The following is a 24,384-nucleotide window of genomic DNA, read 5'->3' as shown; positions in this document are numbered from 1 at the left end:
TTCAACAAATTTCAAGAAACGAGGAACGATTATGAACTATCTTATCATCCCCGCCTATCAACCGGATCTGAATCTTGTCAAATTGGTTCGCCTGGTTCACGCTAAGAGTGATCTCCACATCATCGTCGTCGACGATGGTAGTGACGCTGACAAGAAAGTGATTTTTGAAAAATTAGACGGTCTTGCGACAGTCCTGACCCACGAGCACAACCAAGGAAAAGGGCAATCTCTCAAGACTGCTTATGCCTACATCCTAGAAAGAGGTACCTATGGAAGCATTGTTACAGCTGATGCAGACGGTCAGCACAAAATTTGGGATATTTTCAGAGTTGTTAACCAATCTCAAGAGCATCCTGGAACACTTATTCTAGGCACCCGCGCCTTCTCTGGCAAAGTTCCTTTGCGATCTGCTTTTGGAAATAAATTGACCCGTTTCCTCTTCAAACAACAAACTGGAGTGGCAGTTAGCGATACTCAGACTGGCTTACGGGCCTTCACTACGAATATGTTGCCTTTCATGCTGGAGGTCGACGGACAGCGCTATGAATATGAAATGAATGTTCTCCTTTCAGCAAGCAAGTCCTTCCCCATCGTGGAAGTTCCGATCGAGACAGTCTACATCAATGACAATGAAGGTTCCCACTTCCGACCTATTCGAGATGGCCTCATGATCTATAAGGACATGTTTAAGTTTGCCCTCTCCTCTCTGAGTAGTTTTATCGTTGACTATCTGGTCTACGCTTTCTTCCTTTTCGTGATGATGGCCGTACCCATTAGTCTTCGCATTCTCCTAGCGAACGGGATCGCTCGTGTGACGAGTTCCATTTTTAACTACTCAACCAATAAACGCCTCGTCTTTAAAAACAAAGACAGTGTGACCCGAACGGGAAGTGGCTACTTTGGCCTTGCTCTTGGCCTCTTCATTCTTGACACCCTCTTGATCCGACTCTTCTTCACTGCTTTTGGGCTCAATCTCCTCATCAGTAAGATCATCGTCGGTCTCCTTCTCTTTCTGGTCTCATGGTTTATCCAGAAAAAAGTTATCTTCAAAGAAAGGATTGCTACTCAAAATGAAATTCTTTAAAAAATCCTATACCTACGCGGCTTGCTTTGGTCTGATCCTGACCAGTACCTTTAGCTACTCTGTCCTCAAAACCTTCGTCTTATCCGACGCCATCCAAACTGTAAAAGCGACAACGACGGACACCAAGGCAGCTAAAAAAGCGGCTACCTCTGCAAAAACGACAGACACCAGCTACTCAGACGACAATGTCCAAGTGACCTTAACAGAAAAAACGGTGAACAATACCCAAGTTTACGTAGCAGATATTACCGTCAGCTCGTCAGATTATCTCAAAACAGCCTTTGCTCAAAATACCTATGGGACTAACGTGACAGCCAAGACCTCTGTCACGGCGGCTAATAACAGTGCCATTCTAGCAGTCAACGGGGACTATTACGGTGCCAACAGTACCGGATACGTTATCCGAAACAGAGTGGTCTATCGCGATACCGTTCGGGAAGACGCTAGCAACGGAGACCTAGCCATTTATAAAGACGGATCCTTCAAGATTATCTACGAAGATGAGATCTCTGCGGATCAATTGGTCAAAGATGGTGTTGTGAACCTACTTGCCTTTGGTCCTTCCCTGGTCGAAAATGGTGAGGTCACTGTGGACACGAACTCAGAAGTTGGACAATCCATGGCATCTAATCCACGAACAGCCATTGGAATCATCGATGAAAATCACTACATCATCGTCGTCTCAGATGGCCGGACTTCAGAAAGTGAAGGTCTATCTCTCTACCAATTGGCGGAAGTAATGAAGTCTTACGGCGTCAAAACAGCCTACAACCTGGATGGGGGCGGATCTTCTACCCTCTACTTTAACGGAAAAGTCATCAACAAACCTACTACAAATGGTACTATCTCAGAAAGGGCGGTGAGTGACATTGTCTATATCGGTTACTAATCCCATTAAAAAACGCTTGAAAAAAACGATTCTTTGCTACACTCTTCTTACGGTTTTCTTCTTCGCTGGAAGTCGCATCTATGAACACTTTAGTTTTGGCGAAACCTCTGCCTTCATGCACTACCTCTTCTTGATTCCTTTGATCGGTGGGGCACTGTTAGTGGCTCTACAGTTAATGGTGAAAGGCCTCTCTCGCCTGAGTCTCAATCTTTGGAATTCCGGAGTGGCTACGCTCACAGCAGGAGCCCTCTACCGAGGGATTGTCAATCTCTCCGGTCGCTCCACCACAATGGATCAGCCCTACTATTACGTTGGCTTTGCCTTTCTAGCACTGGCTCTGATCAGCCTCTTCTTTGTCCGCAGTATCTGGGTGGAGAAGGCAGTCTAATACATGAAAAACGTCCGTTTCTTAAAAGAACGGACGTTTTTTAGGGGAAGTTAACGTATAAATAGCTTAGCCTTCTCGTTTTTTGCTTGCTACAAAGCCTGTTAAAGCGAGTGAGGTCATGCCAAAGAGACTAAGGACTGTAGAAGCCAAGTCTTCTTGACCTGTTTTTGGAAGACCAGTTGCTGGTTGAGCAACTGCTTCTTCTTGACCACCTGTATGATAAGTGACAGCGACTGGTTTAACCTTGTATGTTACATTACTTTCTGATGCAGCTGGTTGAACTGGAGTCACTGGAGTTGTCGGTTGACCTGTTGAGTTAGCTGGCGTCACTGGAGCTACAGGATTGACAGGACTTACTGGATCTACTGGTGCTGGCTGAGGTTCCGGTTGTGGTGCTGGAGCAGGTGTTTCTTCTTCCACTTTTTCCACAAATGTCTTGTTACCCAAGATTGAAGCAGACAACTTCTTCCCTGCCTTATTCACATCTTCGATGTATTGGATAAAGACTTCTGTATCCGGATTGATAGCTCCGATCAATTTTGTATCGCGGAAGACTGAGAAGCCATCTCCGCCACCATACAAGAAGTCGTTGATAATCGCCTTGTAGGTCTTCTTGCGATCGATTTCTGTACCATCTGCCTTGTAGGCTTTCACAACCTTATAAGGTTTTTCTTCCGTCGCATCGGCTGGTTTGGTATAGGTGTACTTGATCCCTGCCATTTGCAAGAAGTAGAGTTCTTTCTCATCATATTGTTGGTCCAAAGCTTTGTAGATTTGGTCTCCGGTAATTTCTACTACTTGAAGGATATTTCCAAATGGTTGCACAGCTTGAGCGGCACCCCAAGTGATAGTTCCATCGGGTTTCACCACGAGGTCTGCACGAATTCCCCCATTATTGGTGAAGGCAAAGTCAATATCTGGGTATCCTGATTTTTTGGCAATATCCAATTGGGCTGCTGTGACCAAATCTCCAACAGCACTTTCTTTTTGCTCATTCAATTCACGGGTGATATTTTCTGCTTTTTCTGCTGAACCAATTTTCGCTTCTGTTACCTTTTTAACTGTCGCATTGGCATCATCGATGATCGCTTGGACCTTGGCATCTTTAGCTTTGCCTTTAGAAGGATCTACGGCAATGATTTTAGCAGTTGGAGCTTTGACAAAATCACCTGTATCTGTATCTAAGACACCTCGAACATCCGAGTAGGCTTTCCCTTGAGATGTTCCTTGAACAATCAAGGTATTACCGACCATCCCATTTGTATATTGGTGGTTGTGACCTGCAAAGACAAGATCGACTGAGTTTTCTGGATAAAGTTGATTCAATTTTTTGATCATGTCTGCAGCAGGACCTTCTGCTACCCCATTTTTACTTGTTGCAGCAACGTGGGCCAAGACAGCGATAGCATGAACGCCTTGGTCATTCAGTTCACGCGCATATTTGGCAATGGATTCTGCTTCATCCAAAACACGGTATTGTTCATGATTTTTACGCAAAACAAGATTTGGGAATTCTGTCGTAACAACCCCGATAAATCCGACTTTAACAGTCTTGTCATTAACTGGAATTTCTTTGATGGTATAAGGTTTCCAATCAAATGGGATTTTGTTGGTGTCCTTGTCAACCAAGTTGGCAATCACAATTTCTTGTTTGGAAGCTTCATGAGGATACTCATCGACGATCTTGTTGAATTGACCAGGTGTTGGGGCTTCCCCTTTCATGATCCGGTTGAATTCTCCAAGACCTTCGTCAAACTCATGGTTTCCAAGTGTTCCGTATTCAAAGTTCATTTCATTGAAGACTTTTACAGTTGGTTCATCTTGAAGGAGGGCAGAATTGGCAGGACTAGCACCAACCATATCACCAGCTTGCACACGAATGCTGGCATTTGGAGTTCCTGCATTTTCTGTTTCAAATTCCTTTTGCGAATCATTCATGTACGTCGCTAGCAGTGGGGCTGTCCCAGCATTTTTCACTGTTTCATTTTCCAAGCGGGCTGTTCCCGTTTGTTCCAAGGCACCGTGGAAGTCATTGACTCCCATGAACTGCACTGGCAATTCGTCTGCGAAAACGCTATTGATCGCAAAAACACTAAGACCTGCAGCGATCGCTAGGATACTGCTTTTCAAGATCACTTTTTTCTTCATTGAATACTCCATTTTCTAATGTCGGACGCTTCTCCAAAGAGGAGAATGCAGAACAGTTGATTTGCTGCAATCAGCTATTCCATTTTACTATTTTTTCGGATTTTCTTCAATATTTCTTTATAAACTCTTTCATTTTTATATAGAAAACGCTTGATTTCCGAACTTATATCCAGCTGTCTTTTTTTTAGTTCCTAGATCTGTAAATTGTTAAAAAATCAGTCCCTAAAGGTTCATCAAATAAGAACTGAAAACTATTGTTACGTAGAAGCATAAGATAGACACAATGAATCATGTGAATGACTATACTTTTCTCCTAAAAATACAAATCATTTGTGCTATAATGTGGTTAATGGAAAATAGTAAAAGTACAATCACTAGAAAAACTTTCAGAAAGCAGGAACCTGATGTCCTGGGCAAGACAATTGCTTCTACTCCTTGTCTACCAGTAGCACAAATTCATGGCCTCCTGGTAGATAAGGAAAGTAGGTGCCAACACTATCATTCTCCACTAGATATTGTTGCTCTAAAATGCTATGACTGTCAAAAATATTATGCCTGTTATCAATGTCATGATCATATAGAGGATCATAAATATCGGGCTTATCCTTGCCACTTAAGGCAGGATAAGGTAGTTATCTGTGGTGTTTGTCTACATGAGATGACTATTGAAAACTATCAAAAATCTGTCTCTTGCCCTCATTGTCACAGTCGGTTTAATCCAGCTTGTTCAAAGCACTATGACATTTATTTTGCAAAATAAAAAGATTGAAGACATTGTTCGTGTGAACAGAGCCTTCAATCTTTTTTTAGTTAAAGTAGCTATGATTTTTTAGTGCGTTTAAAACTGGCTTAGTCACCAAAGAGACGATGAGTCCTTTTAACAGGTCAGGAATGATAAAAGGTGTCAAACCGACAGCTACGGCTGTAGACCAACCCATATTTCCAAGGAAGTGAAGGGTGAGAATTCCACCGACAAATACTGGGACATCTCCTAAAACAAAAGCCAAAAAGATTTTCCAAATGGGAGTATCAGCATTGGTCAGTTTAGAAGTGATAAAGGCGAAAAGGGGATAGGCAAGTATATAACCAGCTATTGGACTAAAGAAGGTTTGAAAACCACCGCTACCTCCTGCGAAAACGGGTAGACCAATTGCACCGAGAATAAGATAGAGGAGAGCAGCAAGAGTAGCTTCTCTCGGTTTAAAAATGGCAGCCACCAGTCCTACAGCAAAGGTCTGTAAGGTGATGGGCACCGCTCCTATCGGAATGATGATTTGTGATAGGGAAGCAATGATAGCAGCTCCGAAGGCTGGAAGAACAATTGAAAAAGTATGATGTTGTTTCATTTTTAGTTAACCTCACTTTCAAATACGGTTAACCTATTATAACAAACAACTTCTTAATAGTCAACCAAGATATAAAAAAGGTTGACTGTAGAAACTGGAATTCGTTTGTAATTTTCTTTCTCAAGCAATCCCACTTTCCAGCATTCTTTTTTATTTTATGAAATCATTCACCTAGCTACTGATGGGCTAATCAAATATTTTTAAAAAAATATCAAATTCTTTTACCGCTGGCATCATCAATGCAATCCACAAGGTGATTTCACCCTCTGTGGATAGAAGACTTCCACAAACTGATGAAACAGCGCTTAACTGTTTCAAAAAAAGCAAGTGGAAATGTAAAAGACGGTCTGAATAAGAAAAAAAGCCGGATTGCTCCGGCTTTTTTTCTTATTTATTCACGTTTTCCCATTTCCAGTTTTGAACTTCTGGAATGTCGTCTCCATTTTCACGGATATAGGCGTTGTGGAAGGCTACTGTCTCATCCATTTGAGCAGCAAATTCACTTGCTGCTTCTCCAAGAGCTGCATTAGCTGCATCTTGTGCCAAGTGGAAGCGGTCCAACTCAGACATCACACGCATATCAAATGGTGTTGTGATATCTCCGTTTTCACGGTAACCATGTACACGAAGATTGTGGTTGTGACGGTTGAAGAAGATGTCACGGATTATACCTTCGTAACCATGGAAGGCAAAGATAACAGGTTTGTCAGTCGTGAAGACTTTATCGAACTCTTCGTCAGAAAGTCCACGTGCATCTACTGATGGGTGACGCAATTTCAAAATATCCACAACATTGACAAAGCGGATCTTCAATTCTGGGAAGGCTTGGTGCAAGATTGTAATCGCAGCCAAAGCTTCCAAGTTTGGTTCTGTACCAGCTGCTGCAATGACAAGATCTGGTTCTTCATCTGCTGAAACAGTTGAAGCCCAATCGATCACTTTGTAACCTTCGCGTACCAATTCTTCAGCTTCATCTGTCGAGTAGAACTGAGGACGAGGGTGTTTAGAAGCGACGATCAAGTTGATCTTATCTTCTGCTTTAAGGGCCTTATCCATTACAGCAAGCAAGCTATTGGTATCTGCTGGCAAGTACTCACGAATATATTCAGGTGTTTTCTCCGCCAAATGCGTCAAGATACCTGGATCTTGGTGAGTATAACCATTGTGGTCTTGTTGGAAGACGGTTGAAGTCGCAATCAAGTTCAAGGCTGGGTAGTTTTTACGCCATGTTGTGTGAGTCTTAGATTTACGCAACCATTTGAAGTGCTGCGTAATCATTGAGTCAACAACACGAAGGAATGATTCGTAAGAAGCGAAGAATCCATGACGCCCTGTCAAGACATATCCTTCAAGCATTCCTTCTGCTTGGTGTTCTGACAATTGAGAGTCGATGACACGACCAGCAGGGCTCAATGCTTCATCATAATCTGGTTTCATGCGTCCTAACCATTGACGGTTGGTCCGTGTGAAGACTTCTTGAAGACGGTTTGATTTGGTTTCATCCGGTCCAAAGATACGGAAGTTATCAGGGTTCGCATCCACAAGATCTGCTGCATACTTACCAAATTCGATCATATCCTGCGCCATGATGGCACCTGGTGTTCCAATTTTGAAGGCATGTTTCTTCCAATCAGCTGTGTTCATTGGTTTAATGACACCTGCATTGGTGATTGGATTCATCGCCATGCGACGGTCGCCTTTTGGTGCGATTTCTGCAATTTCAGGGAGTAATGTACCGTTTTCATCGAACAATTCAGCTGGGCGGTAAGATTCCAACCATGAAAGAAGGGCATCCACATGTTCCATATGATGCGCATCTACTGGGATTGGAACTTGGTGTGCACGGAAACCACCCTCGATTGGTGTTCCTTCCCATGCTTTAGGTCCAGTCCATCCTTTAGGAATACGGGCAATCAAGACAGGATAAACAGCTTGAGTTGCTTCTTCAGCAGATCCCTTACGAGCTTCTGCTTGGACTTTTTTAATTTCTTCAATTGCTTCATCCAATTTTTCAGCGAACAAAGCGTGAGATGCCTCATGATCATCTGAGATTGCTGTTACATTGGCAAAGATTGGCTTCCAACCAAGACCTTCGAAGAAGAGAGTCAATTCTTCATCTGTCTTCCGCTCAAAGATTGTTGGGTTATGGATCTTCCCACCATTGAGATAGAAGATTGGAAGAACAGCACCATCATTGACAGGGTTCAAGAAAGTATTTGACAACCAACCAGCCATCAATGGTCCAGTTTCCCCTTCACCATCACCAATTACTGTCGCAGCAATGACATCTGGATTATCCAATACAGCTCCAGTAGCGTGTGAAAGTGCGTAACCAAGTTCTCCACCTTCGTGGATAGATCCTGGTGTTTCAGGCGCCGCGTGTGAAGCAATTCCTCCAGGGAATGAGAAGATCTTACACAAGTGTTTGAAACCTTCTTCATTTTGAGGAATACCTGGATTCAATTCAGTGTATGAACCATCCAAGTAAGAATTAGATACCATTACTTGCCCACCATGACCTGGTCCTTCAATGTAGAACATATCCAAGTCGTATTTATTGATGGTCCGGTTCAAGTGAGCATAGATAAAGTTTTGCCCTGGTACTGTACCCCAGTGTCCGATTGGGTGAGCCTTCATGTCGTTTTCAACGACTTCACGCTTCAACAATGGGTTATCTTTCAAGTACATTTGAGCAGCTGAAATGTAGTTGGCTGCACGCCACCAAGCATCTACTTTATCCAAGTATGCTTTGCTGTTATAATCGACAGTCATCTTGTCTCCTCACAATTTCTAGACAGATTTCCTTCAAAACCTGTACTTTTTAATAGTTTAAAAAATCTGTTTTCAGCGTCAAACAGATGATATTGAAGAAGTTATTCAATATTATTCTATTTTATCAAGAAATTCCCTTTTTGTACACCGAAAGTAAGAAAATATTATTTGAAACTCAAATTTTTTGAGAAGTTGAAAGCACTTTCTTTTTGAGCTATCTCTTTTTGTAATATCGTCTAGCAAATGTTGCTTTTTAACGAGCACATAGAGGTTTAGAAGATCCATTCCGTTCCACATTCCTCTGCTGCAACTAACATTTTAGAATCCGGGGCAGCATCTGAAATAATCGTTTTGTAGGCAGACAGTTGGTTAATTTTATAAAATCCAGTATGGAAAAATTTTGTTTGATCGACTAATAAAATCGTATTTTTAGCCTTTTCGATAATGTTTTTCTTCGCCAAAGCTTGATTCAAAGACTTTTCATACACAAATCTATCATCAATGCCACTGGCCGAACAGATTGCAAGATCAATATTAAAATGTTGAATAAAGGAATGTTCAAAATCCTGACAGATAGAGGTGGTAGAATGGTGACGCACTTCGCCTCCAATCTCAAAAATTTTATTAGACGGATTCGTATGTTCAGCCAAATATTGGGCTGATTTTAAATCATTGGTCAAAATAATTAAATGATTCACTTCACATACGTAGGGGCATAGTTCAAAAACTGTCGTACTAGCGTCTAGATAAATACACATCCCTGGACCTATGAAGTCTCTAGATAGGGTTGCTATTTTTTTTTGGCATTTTTATTTTTGTTTTCCCTCAAAAAATACGATTCTTCATTAGTATTAGAGGAATTTAGAAAAACTTCTCCACGTGCTCTCCGTATGAGTCCATGCTCTTCTAGGTAAATCAAGTCTCTTCTAAGTGTTGATGCACTTGAATAGGTTAGCTGCTCCAACTCTTTTATGGCCATGCGGCGTTTCCGCCGAATAATGGCTTCAACTTCTTCTATTCTACTTAATCTGGTCATATACTATCCTCTTTATTCTACCTATAAAACCTTTATTATATTATACCATTTAGATCATCTTTTGAATACTCTTGAAGAAATGACGGATCATTTTTGAATTTACACCAACCTTTTCGTCATCTATTGAATTCAGAACTATTACAGGATATTATATAGGTAGCAAATTGCAATGGTACCATTTTTATTTTTTTGGAGGAGGACTTATTTTTTTCATTTATTTTCAAAGCGTTTAACACTGGTCCTTAAATGTAAAAAGTATGTTTAGGATTCTAATTTCTATATTATTTATGGAAAAACGGAGGAATTTTATGTTTAATCAATTCATTGATAAATTGCAAAAAATTGCAAATCCAATTGCTAATAAACTGAATAGCACCAAAGAATTCGTTGCTATTCGTGACGGTATGATCGCCACTACACCTGTAACAATCGTCGGTGCAGTCGGAATCTTGATGGCCAATCTTCCATTCTTGGATAAGTTTGCACCAAATGTCAATACCTTTTTGGTGAATTTCTTCTCTCAACTGGGAACCATTTCTATCGGAATGTTGACCGTTACGATCTTAATTGCTGTTGCCAATTCCTATAGTGAACAATTAAAGATCAATAAATTATATGGGATTATTGTAAGCTTCTTGTCCTTCCTTGTAATTTCAAACTTTTCTTATAAAGGGGCCGGAGAAGTCGCTGGAAAAGCTGTTGAAAAGCTTTCTGTAGCCAATGTCATTCCAACTGCGCTCTTTAGTGCACAAGGGATCTTCCCAGCCTTAATTACTACCATTATCTCTCTCAAAATTTATCATTACTTTATTAAACGAGATATCACTATCAAGTTACCAGATGCCATTCCTGAAAATGTTACCAAGAGTTTCACATCTATCATTCCAATGTTTGTCGTATTATTGTTCTTCTTGGTCGTTCGCTTCGGCTTCTCTCTAACTCCATATGGATATTTCTCTGACTTCATGTATCAAATGTTTACCCAACCATTACTTGCCTTGGGTGACAGTATTTGGGCAATTGCCATCTTCATCCTGATCCAACAATTACTCTGGTTCTTCGGTATCCATGGCGCCAATGTCGTCGGAGTTGTTTGGAGACCTATTCTATTGACGATGATGGCTGCAAACTTGGATGCCTATAACGCAGGACATGCACTTCCTTACATCGTTTCCCTTACTTTCTGGGAAGTCTACTCTGGTGTCTTCAACTTTGCAATTCCATTGACATTAATCTTTGGATGTAAATCAGAACGTGCGAAATCTATGGGTAAATTCTCTTGGATCCCGTCTATCTTCTTGGTACATGAACCATTCATGTATGGACTTCCAGTCGTTATGAACGTTTACATGTTCATTCCATTTATCTTCGTATACCTTCTTCAATTCTTCTTGGTTTATGGTCTTGCTGTATTACATATTGCACCAATTCCTGTTGTTCCAGTTCCATGGACTACACCAATTATCTTGAGCGGATTTATTTCAACTAACTTCAATATCATGGGATCACTCATTCAAATCTTGTTGATCGTTGTTGGATTCTTCGGATATTTACCTTTCGTCAAAGCAATGGATAAACAATTCTTAAAAGAAGAACAAGGTTTATAAGGTTATGACAAAGATTATTTTTAAAAAGCCAGCTAATTCATGGGAAGACGCTTCTCCCTTGGGGAATGGTTTTCTAGGGGCAATGGTTTTAGGAAACCCCAACCATGATATCCTCTACATGAATGAAGATTCATTGTATTCTGGCTGGGAAATTGATCGTTTAAATAAACATGCTATCGATGCCATCGCTCCTATTAGAGAGGCCCTCCAACAGCAAGAAATTGAGAAGGCCCATCTCTTGGCAAGACGGTATCTATTTGCAAAATCACCTCACCCAAGGCACTACGAGCCACTGGGCCAGGTTCATATTGAGGCCATTCATTCACTGGATTATTCCGACTATTCAAAAGAATTGACATTGGATGGCGGTACTTGCTCCATCTCATACAGCCGTTTGAATCAAGAAGAAAGTCGGACCTGCTTCATTTCCTATCCTGCAAATGAATTATTCTATCAGATAGAAGGAAGCGATCTCAATCTCGAGCTTTACTTGATGAGACGGAGCCCAACCAGTGGACAAAGTGAATCCTATTTGGATGAACTGGAACTGATTGATGATACACTAGTGCTTTCAGGATACAACGGCAATAAAACTCAGGGCATCGAGTTTGCAATGGGCTTGAACGTTCATTCCTGTGACGGAGCAGTCGAATATTATGATTCTCGAATCGTCATCAAACATGCAACAAAATTGGTTATGGGAGTGACTGGACGCACAAGCATTCGATCAGAAGACCCACGGCAATGGTGCCTGGACCAGCTGAGTGCCTCTAAGAAGGTTCCATACGATACCTTAAAGACTGAGCATATAACTGATTTTAGTCAGCTGTTTAACCGTTCGACATTAAACCTAAATGAAGCAAAAGATACGGTCGTCCTACCGGATGCATTAAACGATGCTAAAGAAGGAAATGTAACACCATCTCTTAGCTTAGCTTACTTTAACTTTGGGAAATATTTACTAATCTCATCAAGCAGAAAAGGTAGTTTCCCAGCCAACCTACAAGGAATTTGGAGTAAAGACTTTACTCCTCCTTGGGGTAGTCGCTACACCATTAACATCAATACTCAGATGAACTATTGGTTTTGTGAAAAGCTTGGCCTTTCCGAGTTACATTTCCCGCTCTTTGACTTTTTAAAGAATAGTCTTCCTAATGGGAAAAAAGTTGCACAATCCATGTATGGAGCTGATGGGGCCGTACTCCATCACAACACGGATATTTTTGGTGATGCTGCGCCTTCTGATTTCTACATGCCTGCAACGATTTGGCCGATGGGTGGCATCTGGCTTTCTCTCGATATTATCGAACACTTTGAGTACAGCCATGATGATCAATTCCTTTCAGAATACGGTGAAGTATTGCTAGAAAATTGGAAGTTCTTAAACTCCTATTTATTTGAATACAACGGTACACTCAATACAGGGCCTTCGGTTTCACCTGAAAATACCTATATTACAAACGATGGACAAGCTGGTCAACTCTGTATTAGTCCAACCATGGATATTCAGATTGTCAGAGACTTCCTCACCAGGTTTGGCCACTTACCAGATTCCATTATCCCATCAGAGATCAAGGAAAGAAATCAATACATTTTGAACCATCTTCCTGCTACAAAGATCAACTCTGAAGGATGTATCATGGAATGGCAAACGGATTATCAAGAATCCGAACCAGGCCATAGACACATTTCTCATCTATTTGGTTTATTCCCAGGAAATGAAATCAATGAATTAAAAAATCCAGAGCTCTTCCAAGCAAGTTTCAATACTCTTGAGAAAAGATTAGCTAACGGTGGAGGTCATACCGGCTGGAGCTGTGCATGGATTATCAACTTCTTTGCTCGGTTAAACCGTCCTACTGAAGCATTCAATAATTTTGAAAAGTTACTAGCCAAATCTACTTTAGATAATTTATTAGACAATCACCCACCATTTCAAATTGATGGGAACTTTGGGGCTGTCAACGGTATCCTAGAAATGATTGTCCATGATTTTGGGACTACGATTCATTTGCTTCCTGCTTTACCGAAAGCTTTCGAAACAGGATCACTCAAAGGGTATAAAACAAAATCTGGTTTAACCTTAGATATTTACTGGGAAAACTCAACAGTCACTAAACTAAGCATCTCTGCTGAAAGAGATACAACGGTTACGATCGACTGGAATAATATCCATAAAGAATATTCGTTTAAAGAAAATAATTTCTATTCACTATAAAAGAAAGAAGGATTTCTATCATGACAAAAACAATTGTATTAGCATGTTCAGCTGGAATGAGTACTAGTATGCTGGTTACTAAATTACGCAAATCGGCAGAAACAAAAGGATATGATTATCACATTTATGCAGTTCCAACAAGTGAATTACCTGAAGAACTTGCTAAAGAAGATATCAGCGGTATCTTCTTAGGCCCTCAAGTAGCTTTCCAAAAAGATACAATCTTGGACCTTGTAAAAGATAAAAATATCCATGTTGAAGTCATTAATATGATGGACTACGGTACAATGAATGCCGATAAAATCATTGAGCAAATTAAATCAGTGGTCGAATAAGACGACCACAATAAACGAATCAGCCACAGGGTCAGTGATAATGCTATTGATCCTGTGGCTGATTTTTTGTTATGATCACCATATAAAAAAACAAGACTGAATAAATCTTTGAATAACATTCATTCAGTCTTGTTCTTCTATTTTCAATCAAACTTTCCCTCGCTATCATCTACAATCAACGATAGTCCAAGTCAAAAATTGTCTCAATTGAACATTATTTTAAAGGAGGGAGATCTTGGACTATCGCTAATAAACAAGAATGATAGAGGCTAGATTCCTAGCACTTCAATGACAAAGCTCTTTTGATCAGCTTGCTTTGGTTCAACAAATGAAACATCCCGTTTTTGATCAAACTGGTCAGATTCCTCTAAAGAGGTAGATAGACCACTCCAAGGTTCCAAAGCGATGAATGGACCTTTATTGGTTGTAGACCATAGGATCAGATGAGGGAAATCCTTAAATTGCAACTGAATTCCCTTATCATGCTTTTTCGATTTCAGACGGATACTTCTTGAGGACAATTGATCAAGTGTTACCGCATCTTTTTCAAAAATCTTGAAGTCCAAATCAAGTGTTTTTTGACCTTGCAAGAACGGCGTACGATCTTGTACATCTAAAAGCCCTGTATCAGGAAATTGTTTTGGAACTGTACAAGTTTCCTCATTTTCAAATTCCAAATAATAATCTTCATAAGCTTCATCCACAAGAAGAGGGCAATTGAAACCTGGGTGACCACCAATAAAGTAAGGCATCACTTCATCTGAAAGATTTTCAACAATGTATTCCGTTACAATTGATTTTTCTTTCAAAGTATATAAAATACTCAACTTAAAATGATAAGGATATTGCTCAAACATCTCTGGAGTATCTTCAATCGTAAACTTCACTTGGTGATCGTTTACAGGATGAGCCTGGAATGTTTTTTTACGGACCAATCCATGTCTTGGAAGTTGACCCAGTTTTTGACCAAACAAAGCCTTATCGTCACGAACACTTCCGCAATTCGGGAATAAGACTGGTGCTTGGCCACTCCAATAAGTTGCATCCCCTTGCCAGAGGTATTCAACCCCGTCTTTGTCCTTAATGGAAGAAAGGGCTCCTCCGACTTCTTGGAATTGGACAGTTAAGTAATCATTTTTTAATTCAATCGTCACAATCAATTCCTTTCTTTTTGTTATTGAAAAGGGAAAAAATCTACATCGAAACAAACGATACAGACTTTTTCAAAGACCATTTTATGAAAATCTTTGACCTTTTCTAGAGTATTTGATAACAAAATAGGATACCTTCAAGTGAGGTTATTCAATCACTTGGGTTTCAGCTAATTTCTTGTACCAATGAGCTGATTTCTTAGGATAGCGTTCTTGTGTTTCAAAGTCCACATAGAAGAGACCATAGCGTTTTTCATAACCATTAGACCATGAGAAGACGTCCATCAATGACCAGATGAAGTATCCTTTGACATTTGCACCATCTGCAATTGCATCAGACAATACTTCCAAGTGTTGTTTTACATAATCAATACGGCCATCATCGTAAACAGTGTTATCGACAAATTCATCTTTGTATCCAAGTCCGTTTTCAGTGATGTAGATCTTCTTGTAGTTTGGATAGTCTTTCTTAACACGCATGATTTGGTCATACAAACCTTGAGGATAGATAATCCAATCCCAGTCAGTACGAGGTACATAGTCCGGAGCCACACGACGACCAACACCTTTAATTTGGTACTTAGAGCTTCCTTTTTCACCTTTACCGTTGTGGATGATTTCAGTTTCACCATCAAAGGCTTCCATCCAGTCACTCATGTAGTAGTTAATTCCAAGGAAGTCGTTCAAATCTTTAGCTGCTTCAAGCGCTGCAAAGTCTTCGTCACGAAGATCCAAGCTACCACCATTAACTGAAAGAATGTGGTTTACCCCTTCCATGGTTGCATCTGAGTAGTGTCCGAGGTAAGTAGCATCCAAGATAAATTTGTTGTGGATGATATCTTCCAACTCAGCAGCACGTACGTCTGCAGGATTTTTAGGATCCAATGGATACTTAGTTGGAAGGGCGTGAACAACCCCGATTTCACCTTTATAACCTTTGTCTTTGTACAATTTCACAGCACGAGCATGAGAAACCATCATATTGTGGTGAGATTGGAAGACTTTGGCAAGGTCGTATTTAATTCCTGGTGGGAATTTACCAACTAAGTATTGGCCGTCACCAATTGGTCCAATTTCATTGAAAGTTGTCCAGTAATTTACTTCAGGAAACTCTTCAAAGCAGAATGCAGCATAGTCCACAAAGTGTTCGATATTTTCACGATTCAAGAAGTCTCCGTTTGAATGAAGCGCTTCTGGTGTATCGAAGTGATGAAGTGTAACGAATGGTTCTACATGACGTTTATGACATTCTGCAAATAACTTATGATAGAATTCTACCCCTTTTGGATTGACTTCACCATAGCCAGTTGGGAAAATACGTGACCAAGCAATAGAAATACGGATTCCATTTACGCCATATTCTTCTGCTAATTTTAAGTCTACTGGATATTTATGGTAGAAATCACTCGCTGGTTCAGCAGTATACCAATAGTTGTCTGCTAAATATTTATCCCATGCAACTGGTCCTTTACCATCTGTATGTGTTGCACCTTCTGCTTGATAAGCTGCTGTTGCGCCACCAAAAATAAAATCTTTAGGTAATGTTTTTGACATAAGTTTCCCCTTCTCAATCATAAAATAAAAACAAAGCAAGATGGAGAGGAGTCAGTGAGCAATCCTTCTCCATCTCACTTCGATCAACAGTAAATCTTATTATTATTGAAATTGTTCTTGAACGAATGCAAGAGCGCCTTTACCATCACGAGTCAACTTGATGTATTGAGCTCCTTCAGTCTTAGCCAATTTGATTCCAAGTTTATCTGTTTCAGCCTTCATATCTTCATAGTTTGAAGCTACTTGAGGAGCAAGGATAACAAGGTCAAATTCTGGCAACATTTCACGGTGAGCACCGTAGCCACCAGCAGCAGCCTTCACAGGAACATTGTATTCTGCAGCAGCTTTATTCAAAGCATTGGCAAGAAGTCCACTAGTTCCACCACCTGCACAAAGAACCAATACGTTTGTTTCTTTTGTGATATTGTTTTGAGCTGGTTCATCTTCAACACCAGCTTTTTCAAGAATAGCATCTGCTTTAGCAGTGTTAAAGTTTGCAGCAACTTTTTCTTTCAAGCTATCGTTTGATTTACCTGAACGTTCTTCTTCAAGAATTTGTTCATCGTAAACTTTAACGAATGGATAGTAAATAACAATGTCCACTACAACAAGAAGTGCAGCAAGGATGAAGGAAAGTACTTGGAAGTTTGTACCAAGAACAATACCAAGAGGTCCAGGAGTTACCCATGGAAGGTTAGCAGAGAATGAGTTCATTCCCAAAGTATCAACGAAGAATTTGAAGATCCATACGTTTGCAATTGGAGCAAAGATAAATGGAACAAAGAAGATTGGGTTCAATACAATTGGAGCACCAAACAAGATTGGTTCGTTTACACCAAAGAATGTAGGAACAACAGAAGCACGTCCGATTGCACGGTTCCGTTCTGATTTACACAACCACATGAAGAGGAATGGAACAATCAAGGTTGCACCAGTACCACCCATGGTAACGATAAACATTTGAGTACCAGATGTGATGACTTTATCGGCATGTTGTCCAGCTTGAATCAAATGTAAGTTGTTATCAATATTTGCGTAAGTAATCGCAGCGATCGCTGGTTCTACGATTGAAGGACCATGGATCCCTACAAACCAGAAGAAGGCATAAGCACCAAAGATAAAGGTAATACCAAGGTATCCGTCTGCAGCTGAGAAGAGTGGAGCAATAAGAGTACCGATTGATTCAGCAACCGTTACATGAAGGCTTGCTTTCACAACTAATTCAAGTGCATACAAGATTACAACTGACAATGTAAATGGAATCAAGTCTTTAAATACTTGTGAAATATTTGGTGGAACCTCGTCCGGCATGCGGATGGTCACATTGTTTTTCACACAGACTTTGTAAACATTAACAGTAACGAATGCAGCAATAAAGGCTGTTAGCAACCCTTTAGTTCCCATGAATGCTGTTAAGAATCCGCCATCTTTAGCAGGTTCTGCAGCCATGAGCAAGAAGCCAACCATAGAAGCCAACATTGTAGAAATGAAGTTGATTTGGTTGGTTGCTGGGAGGTCACGGTTCATTGAATCAGTCAAAGCCTTGGCCGTTGTACCACCAACGAAGAAGGCCAAGATGCCCATAGAATAGTTATATGGAGTCATCAAGAATGTTTCAATATCTTTAGACCAGTGGAATCCCCATGCGTTTGGTACATACGCAATCAGGATGAAGATAGATGAGAATAAGATTACAGGCATCCCTGCAATGAAACCATCACGAATCGCTCGCAAATATTTATTACGAGAAATCTTCTCAAAGAATGGTTTCCCTTTTTCAATAAGCTCAATGAGTTTGTTCATTATTTAGCTCCCCTTTTATATAATTCGATGAGATGATGAATCACATCTTTTAACAAGATGGTTGTCATCAAGTGGTCCTGTCCATGCATCATGGTGATGCTGTAAGGAATTTCTGCTCCAGATGCTTCTTGAGTAAGCATAGATGTTTGCGCTTTGTGAGCTTCAGCAATGCAACCACCTGCTTCTTCAACAAGAGCTTCTGCTTTAGCAAAATCGCCAGCTTCAGCTTGTTTTAAAGCTTCAAGTAATTTTGAGCGAGCGTCGCCAGCATAAGCCACGATCTCAAAACCCAACAATTGGACTTCTTCTCTATTCATAATATTTCCTCCTTATAAATTTAATGATAGAGCAAACTAATTTTTACAAGAGACGTTGAATGTGTAACACAATGTAAATGCGTTCACTGTGGAATAAATCCACACCCGTTTCTCTTGCAATCACATCATAGATTCGATTTCCTATTTCAAAAGCCTCAGGATACGAAATCTTCAGATGTTCTTCCATTCCAAGTAAAGAGGTATTGTCCTTTCTGGATCGATCGATATAATCCAAAAAATAACTTAGATGGACCATAAAGCGGTCATAAAAATTGCTATTTAGGGACGTTCGTTCGATATGGTTTCGAGCCAACTCCTGCTTAACTAAGTCAAGAATATGCTTGGTTCGGCTAATCTCAACTGATGGAGCTACTTCTCCATCACGTCTCGCATTTATAAAGTGAATAGCAATCCTTCCAAGTTCTTCATCTGGAAAACGATCGAGTAGTTTCGATTTGAAAATGGACAGAGCCTCAGCACCAATTTTGTATTCAATTGGATACTCTCTTGAAACATCTGGTAACTTACTGCTTTGGTAGTTACCTGTTTGAATAGACTGGTAGGTACAATAAATGTGATCAGTTAGAGTTACATATAAATAATCCTGCACCGGATAGTTGTACTTCAGGGTTAATGTGTCTATCACATCATAAGTTACCGTAATAAAGTCCAGTGGTACGTCTTTTAAAAGAGCTAAAAAGTTTTCTTTGGACTCTTCCGTATTTAAACGAAAGACCTTGTCCACCAGGCTTGAAGCAATAATGTCCCCTTTTTTCTTTTGGAAGACAATCCCTTTACCTGTAACAATTAACTCTCTTTGACTTTCATCTTTCACCAGAGCTATATTATTATTAATCGGGCTTACGATCCGATACACTGCAACTCCCCCTTTCCACTTTATTATGAACCGAACTGGTAGAATGGCAGAACACAGAAAAAACTGCAAAAAGACCACAAACGAGCTGGGAAAACAGAATACTACTACTCCCGAATTCATTTGCAGTCTCGCCTAATATGACTCAGTTACGATCCACCCTATTCAAACTATGTTTTCATTATAACATTTAAAAATGTTTTTGTAAACCCTTTCTGATTCTTTTTTTGCTATTTTTTCTAAAATTTTGTTTATTTCAAACACGATTCTTGTTTACATGTCTACATTCAGGGTTTTGTAATGAAGGGGCTACACGATAAAAAATAATAGAAATATAGCAAGAACAACCTCAGCCCCTATTCAGTTTTCTCCATCGACTACTATTAGCCAAAGTAAATGGGAGAAATTATTTCGAGGACGACTCTCTTTTATACTTTATCTAGAAGAGCATACGAATATCCTCTAAAACTAGGAATAAGTCCCTTTTTTTGAATAAACAAAAACCCTTGGAAAACAGACGATGACGTCTATCTACCAAGGGTTCCTATTCAATTTCATCTCAATTGAAGTCCAATCTAGTTTAATGAGATCGGACTTCATCAGGAGGTACTTGTTTCAGTAAGTTCGTTGATTAAACTCTTTCTTTCCAAGAAGTAGCAGTTTTTTGAAGAACTTTGTTCAATTCATCAATGTTTTGGAATCCTGTTGTACGCAACCATTCGCGCGCTGCTTCTTCACCTTTTTCAATGTAAGATTGAACTGAACCAGCCCAAGTTGCACGTCCGCAAAGTACACCGTTGAAGTTAGCACCTGAATTGTGTGCAAATTCAAGAGTTTCTTGGAACAATTTAGCTGATACACCAGCACTCAAGTAGATGTATGGAAGGTTTGTAGCTTCGTCTTGAGCTTTGAAGTAACCAGCAGCTTCTTCACGGCTGTAAACCACTTCACCTTCAGCAAATCCTTCAACATATTTCATGTTTACAGGAACTTCAACTTTCAATACATCGATATTGAAGCGTGGGTTTGAGAATACTTTCATTGCTTCAATAACTTTACGAGGTTTTTCTTTAGCAAATTCAACAGAACCTGTGTCAGCATTTTTTTCATCGTAAGCCAAGATTTCCAAGAAGAATGGGATATCTTCAGCCACACATTCAGAACCTACGCGTTCGATGTAAGCTTGTTTTTGTTGGTTCAATTCATCTGCACTATCTACATCATAGTAAAGCAAGAATTTAACGGCATCTGCACCTTGTTCTTTGATACGTTTTGCAGACCATACATCCAAGCAGTCAGGCAAACGTTTTGTGCTTGAAGTATCGTATCCTGTTTTTTCATAGGCAAGAAGAAGTCCAGCATTTTTGTCCAAAGCTTTAGTAGCAGGAAGTCCATATTCAGGGTCAAGAAGCATAGATGAAGCATATTTTGTCAATTCATCTGCTACAAGAACTTTCAATTCTTCCATTTGAGCTACAGTTGGTTCAGCGTCTTGGTATTGACCCATCAAACGTTTCAATGCACCACGTTGGTCGAATGCCAAAGCTGAGATGATTCCATTTTCGTCTGAAAGTTTTTCTAATGATTTACGTTTTTGTGCTGTAAGTGCCATTTTTATACCTCTTTTACTTTAATTTCTTTATATAGTTGATCGTAGTTGTCCATATTCACATGGCCAGTCATTTTTTCTTGTGCATTGAGCATTCCCAATACCATTGCGTGTTTCAACAATTCTTCGTCATTTTTTTGACTATTGAGAGCTGATGAAATTCCCGCAACCGTAGAATCTCCAGAACCAACCGGATTGACTACTTCAATCTCAGGAATATCAACTTTGTAGAAGGTGTTTTGATGCTTGGCAAATGCACCATCTCCTCCAAGTGAGACGATAATCCATTCAATACCATCAAACAATGGATCTGTTAACACTTCTTTCAAATCTGAAAGATCTTCTGTTACTTCTTTCCCCAAAAGTTGAGAAAGTTCTTCATTGTTTGGCTTGATAACAGTTGGTTTGAAGCTAGATTTCAAAACTGCTTCTAGAGATTTTCCTGACGAATCCAGTACAACCTTGCGTTGATACTTTTGAGAGATCTCAATGAGTTTTGCATAATAATCTGTAGACAGGCCAGCTGGGAGACTACCAGAAATAGCAATAACATTTGAATCCTTCATCAATTCTTCAAAATGGCTTAAGAATCCTTCTGACTCAGAGTTGCTAATTTCAGGTCCTGCTTCCAGGATTTCTGTCTGATTCCCTTCATGTAGAATCGCGATACAATTCCGTGTATCCCCATCGATATCAAAGAATGCTGCCTGAACTCCTGCTGGCAAATGCTCTTTCAAAAACAGACCATTTGTACCACCGACAAAACCTGTCGCTACTACTTGATCTCCACTTTCTGAAAGGACACGTGTAACATTAAGACCTTTCCCACCAGCTGTTTTAGAAACTTCAGATACGCGATTGACGGTATCCAAGTTCAATTTTTCTAGTGGATAAGAAATATCAATAGATGGATTCAAAGTTACCGTTAGAATCATATTCTACCCCTTAGTCGTGATATTCACCGCGATCCCATTTTTCAAGAAATTCAGTAAAGAAGTCTGCATCTGCTTGGTGAGCATTATGGGTTTCAACATGTTGGATTTTTGCAATCAATTTTTTGTTTTCTTCAGTTGGTTTGTATTCAGCATGGATGAATGCTTCGATGATATCGCACATCAATAATTCACCAGTGATTTTACCACCGAAACCGATGACGTTCGCGTTCAATTGTTCTTTAGCGTAAAGAGCAGTTGTCATATCACGAACCAATGCAGAACGGATACCAGGAACTTTGTTTACCGCATTGTTGATACCAACACCAGTACCACAGATACATACACCAAGATCTGCTTGACCGCTAGCTACAGCTTCACCAACTTTTTTACCAAAGATTGGGTAGTGTGTGCGGACATGGTCATATGTACCAAAGTCAAGTACTTCATAACCTTTTGATTTCAAAAATTCTGAAACAGCCATTTTTTCATTTGTAACGATATGGTCACAACCAATTGCAATTTTCATTTTTTTCTTTCCTCTTTCCTAGCACATTTTATTAAGCATATCTACACGAATTTGGTGACGACCACCATCGTATTTACCATTTACGAAACCTTTAACGATGTTTTTTGCTAATTCATCCCCAACGATTTCAGCACCCATAGTAATCATACGAGCGTTGTTGTGTCCACGAGTCATATATGCAGAACGTTCATCAGAAACTTCAGCAGCAACCATTCCTTTGATCTTAGTAGCAACCATGAATGGACCAGCTCCATAGGCATCGATCACAATACCCAAATTGCCATCAGCTGCGTTCACTTCTTTTGCAACTGCCAAAGTGACGTCAACAAAATCTTGACCATCTGCAGTTACATCAACTACTTCAAATCCTTCAGTGTTTAAAAAGTCTTTTACAAGTTCTTTTAAACGTTTTCCAGATGCATCTGCACCAATTACAATAGCCATTACTATGCCTCCAAAAATTTATTTATGATTGATCGATTGCTCGATCAGTTAAAAAAGCACCTCAGATGCAAAGCATGTTAAGTTACTTTTTACATACACCTATAATATACACCATTATAAACAAAAAGTCAACATTTTTTGTTTGATTTTATCTTTAATTGGTCATAAACGAATTGTTTAGTTTTTAGACAGCGGTTTCATTTGTTCGTTTGTGAACAAAAATAGTGTGAAACAGAACGATTTAAAAAATCGCTTCTAATTCCACACTACAAGCAACTCACCAGTACAAGGATAAGGGGACCCTTGTACTCTAGCTACGATTATTTTATTTTTTAAACGATCACTTGAGTATAAACTTCTAACTCTTCGTGAGCATTGTCGGTAGAGACATCTGTAATCACAGCTGTCACATCACTGAGCGAACAGATCGAGGTAAAATCTTCCTTGCCAATTTTTGATGAGTCCATTAAAAGGTAACTTTCAGAAGACTTTTCAATTGCTAAGCGCTGTGTGAAGGCTTCTTCGAATGAGGAGGTCATCACTTGACCATCTTTGATGCCGTTTCCACTAAAGAACATTTTATTGTAATACATCCGTTCTAATAGGGCATTGGTGATCTCCCCCACAAAAGCCTGTGTCAAGTCTCTCATCTCTCCACCCAAAAGGATCACTTTAAAGGTGTCTGAACTTTTCTTGTAGAGTTCATTGAAAATAGGGAGACAATTGGTGATGACACGTAACTCTTCATTTTGAATTTCTTCTGCCAAAATTTCAACAGAGGTCCCAGGCCCTAGGAAGATCGTCTCTCCATCCTGAATCAACTTTGCAGCTTTTGAGGCAACCTGTCTTTTGGCCGCAATATGTTGATACAACTTCTCTTCATGAGGGATTTCTCTGTATTTTAATTGTTGATTACTGCGAGCACCTCCGTGAATTCTTGTAATCAAGCCTTGTTCTTCTAACTCGGCCAAATCTCTGCGGATCGTCATATCAGATACCTTCATCATTTCCACGATTTCAGTAACCGTTATCACACCTCTACGATTCACTAATTTTTCGATCTCGACCATGCGTTGGTGTTTTTTCATATTTTGTACCTATTTCACATGTTTTGTTTGTATTCCTTTTTCTATTATACCTCTTTTCTCTTTTCAAATCCACATTTTTTGTTTAAAACAAACACTTTTTGATTGAAAATCAGGGGACCCAACTCCCGTTTCAAACAAATAGAGCCACCAGATAGCTCTATCCAATGACTCTACTTGTTTATTTTACCCTACAAAAGCATTGATTTCTGCTTCGATATGGGCGATTTTTTCTTTGGCATCTGCTTCAGATGTTCCAACTG

20 protein-coding genes and 1 pseudogene are annotated in these 24,384 nt (G+C 39.8%); 7 read left to right on the top strand and 14 right to left on the bottom strand.

The genetic code is table 11. The features are described 5' to 3' along the window. The first annotated feature begins 31 nt into the window (after positions 1-31). The 3 genes from HA044_RS05730 to HA044_RS05720 are packed head-to-tail and all read left to right on the top strand — an operon-like array spanning position 32 to position 2,361. Positions 32-1,084 (top strand): bifunctional glycosyltransferase family 2/GtrA family protein, encoded by a 1,053-nt coding sequence (locus tag HA044_RS05730; protein WP_187540052.1) that lies wholly within the window; start codon positions 32-34, stop codon positions 1,082-1,084. After that, positions 1,071-1,973, top strand: a complete 903-nt coding sequence (locus HA044_RS05725) for a phosphodiester glycosidase family protein (RefSeq protein ID WP_187540050.1) — start codon at positions 1,071-1,073, stop codon at positions 1,971-1,973. Before HA044_RS05730 ends, HA044_RS05725 begins: the two co-directional genes overlap by 14 nt. After that, complete coding sequence (locus HA044_RS05720) at positions 1,954-2,361, top strand: hypothetical protein (protein ID WP_187540681.1); 408 nt, start codon at positions 1,954-1,956, stop codon at positions 2,359-2,361. Before HA044_RS05725 ends, HA044_RS05720 begins: the two co-directional genes overlap by 20 nt. A gap of 66 nt (positions 2,362-2,427) precedes the next feature. Here HA044_RS05720 and HA044_RS05715 read toward each other — a convergent pair whose 3' ends face one another. Then, positions 2,428-4,509, bottom strand: a complete 2,082-nt coding sequence (locus tag HA044_RS05715; RefSeq protein ID WP_187540048.1) for a bifunctional metallophosphatase/5'-nucleotidase — start codon at positions 4,507-4,509, stop codon at positions 2,428-2,430. A 421-nt stretch (positions 4,510-4,930) separates the two neighbouring features. Between HA044_RS05715 and HA044_RS05710 the strand changes: the two genes are divergently transcribed. Continuing rightward, entirely contained in the window at positions 4,931-5,269 is a 339-nt protein-coding gene (locus HA044_RS05710; RefSeq protein WP_187540680.1) for a CHY zinc finger protein, read from the top strand. 46 nt (positions 5,270-5,315) lie between these two features. Here HA044_RS05710 and HA044_RS05705 read toward each other — a convergent pair whose 3' ends face one another. From HA044_RS05705 to HA044_RS05695, 3 genes and pseudogenes are all read right to left on the bottom strand, one after another. Beyond that, on the bottom strand, positions 5,316-5,855 hold the full coding sequence (locus HA044_RS05705; protein ID WP_187540046.1) for a biotin transporter BioY: 540 nt from the start codon (positions 5,853-5,855) through the stop codon (positions 5,316-5,318). A gap of 387 nt (positions 5,856-6,242) precedes the next feature. Beyond that, on the bottom strand, positions 6,243-8,627 hold the full coding sequence (locus tag HA044_RS05700; protein WP_187540044.1) for a phosphoketolase: 2,385 nt from the start codon (positions 8,625-8,627) through the stop codon (positions 6,243-6,245). A gap of 272 nt (positions 8,628-8,899) precedes the next feature. Next, a pseudogene (locus HA044_RS05695) lies at positions 8,900-9,663 on the bottom strand (DeoR/GlpR family DNA-binding transcription regulator). 308 nt (positions 9,664-9,971) lie between these two features. Between HA044_RS05695 and HA044_RS05690 the strand changes: the two are divergent. The 3 genes from HA044_RS05690 to HA044_RS05680 are packed head-to-tail and all read left to right on the top strand — an operon-like array spanning position 9,972 to position 13,823. Next, positions 9,972-11,270 (top strand): PTS sugar transporter subunit IIC, encoded by a 1,299-nt coding sequence (locus HA044_RS05690; RefSeq protein WP_187540042.1) that lies wholly within the window; start codon positions 9,972-9,974, stop codon positions 11,268-11,270. A 4-nt stretch (positions 11,271-11,274) separates the two neighbouring features. Continuing rightward, the gene (locus HA044_RS05685) at positions 11,275-13,488 is read left to right on the top strand and encodes a glycosyl hydrolase family 95 catalytic domain-containing protein (protein ID WP_187540040.1); all 2,214 of its coding nucleotides are present in this window, start codon (positions 11,275-11,277) and stop codon (positions 13,486-13,488) included. 20 nt (positions 13,489-13,508) lie between these two features. After that, positions 13,509-13,823 carry a PTS sugar transporter subunit IIB gene (locus tag HA044_RS05680; RefSeq protein ID WP_222935344.1) on the top strand — a complete coding sequence of 105 codons (315 nt, stop codon included), beginning with the start codon at positions 13,509-13,511 and terminating at the stop codon, positions 13,821-13,823. Positions 13,824-14,092: 269 nt separating this feature from the next. Here HA044_RS05680 and HA044_RS05675 read toward each other — a convergent pair whose 3' ends face one another. The 10 genes from HA044_RS05675 to HA044_RS05630 form a co-directional block, all read right to left on the bottom strand. Next, positions 14,093-14,977 carry an aldose 1-epimerase family protein gene (locus HA044_RS05675; RefSeq protein WP_187540038.1) on the bottom strand — a complete coding sequence of 295 codons (885 nt, stop codon included), beginning with the start codon at positions 14,975-14,977 and terminating at the stop codon, positions 14,093-14,095. Positions 14,978-15,121: 144 nt separating this feature from the next. Further along, on the bottom strand, positions 15,122-16,528 hold the full coding sequence (gene lacG / locus HA044_RS05670) for a 6-phospho-beta-galactosidase (RefSeq protein WP_187540037.1): 1,407 nt from the start codon (positions 16,526-16,528) through the stop codon (positions 15,122-15,124). Between the two features lie 102 nt (positions 16,529-16,630). Then, positions 16,631-18,331, bottom strand: coding sequence for a lactose-specific PTS transporter subunit EIIC (locus HA044_RS05665; RefSeq protein ID WP_187540035.1), 1,701 nt, complete (start codon positions 18,329-18,331; stop codon positions 16,631-16,633). Then, complete coding sequence (locus HA044_RS05660) at positions 18,331-18,648, bottom strand: PTS lactose/cellobiose transporter subunit IIA (protein ID WP_187540033.1); 318 nt, start codon at positions 18,646-18,648, stop codon at positions 18,331-18,333. Before HA044_RS05660 ends, HA044_RS05665 begins: the two co-directional genes overlap by 1 nt. A gap of 43 nt (positions 18,649-18,691) precedes the next feature. Continuing rightward, positions 18,692-19,525: a PRD domain-containing protein gene (locus HA044_RS05655; protein ID WP_187540031.1), complete on the bottom strand. Its 834-nt coding sequence runs from the start codon at positions 19,523-19,525 to the stop codon at positions 18,692-18,694. Between the two features lie 628 nt (positions 19,526-20,153). After that, positions 20,154-21,134 (bottom strand): tagatose-bisphosphate aldolase, encoded by a 981-nt coding sequence (gene lacD, locus HA044_RS05650; RefSeq protein ID WP_187540029.1) that lies wholly within the window; start codon positions 21,132-21,134, stop codon positions 20,154-20,156. 2 nt (positions 21,135-21,136) lie between these two features. After that, the gene (locus HA044_RS05645; protein ID WP_187540027.1) at positions 21,137-22,066 is read right to left on the bottom strand and encodes a tagatose-6-phosphate kinase; all 930 of its coding nucleotides are present in this window, start codon (positions 22,064-22,066) and stop codon (positions 21,137-21,139) included. Positions 22,067-22,076: 10 nt separating this feature from the next. Continuing rightward, complete coding sequence (gene lacB, locus HA044_RS05640) at positions 22,077-22,592, bottom strand: galactose-6-phosphate isomerase subunit LacB (protein WP_187540025.1); 516 nt, start codon at positions 22,590-22,592, stop codon at positions 22,077-22,079. Between the two features lie 18 nt (positions 22,593-22,610). Then, positions 22,611-23,036 carry a galactose-6-phosphate isomerase subunit LacA gene (lacA, locus tag HA044_RS05635; RefSeq protein WP_187540023.1) on the bottom strand — a complete coding sequence of 142 codons (426 nt, stop codon included), beginning with the start codon at positions 23,034-23,036 and terminating at the stop codon, positions 22,611-22,613. Positions 23,037-23,368: 332 nt separating this feature from the next. Further along, positions 23,369-24,124 carry a DeoR/GlpR family DNA-binding transcription regulator gene (locus HA044_RS05630; protein ID WP_187540021.1) on the bottom strand — a complete coding sequence of 252 codons (756 nt, stop codon included), beginning with the start codon at positions 24,122-24,124 and terminating at the stop codon, positions 23,369-23,371. Positions 24,125-24,384 lie beyond the last annotated feature (260 nt).

The organism is Streptococcus sp. IMAU 99161 (assembly GCF_014435245.1).
GTDB classification, from domain to species: domain Bacteria; phylum Bacillota; class Bacilli; order Lactobacillales; family Streptococcaceae; genus Streptococcus; species Streptococcus lactarius.
This window is presented reverse-complemented; position numbering and strand designations above follow the sequence as displayed.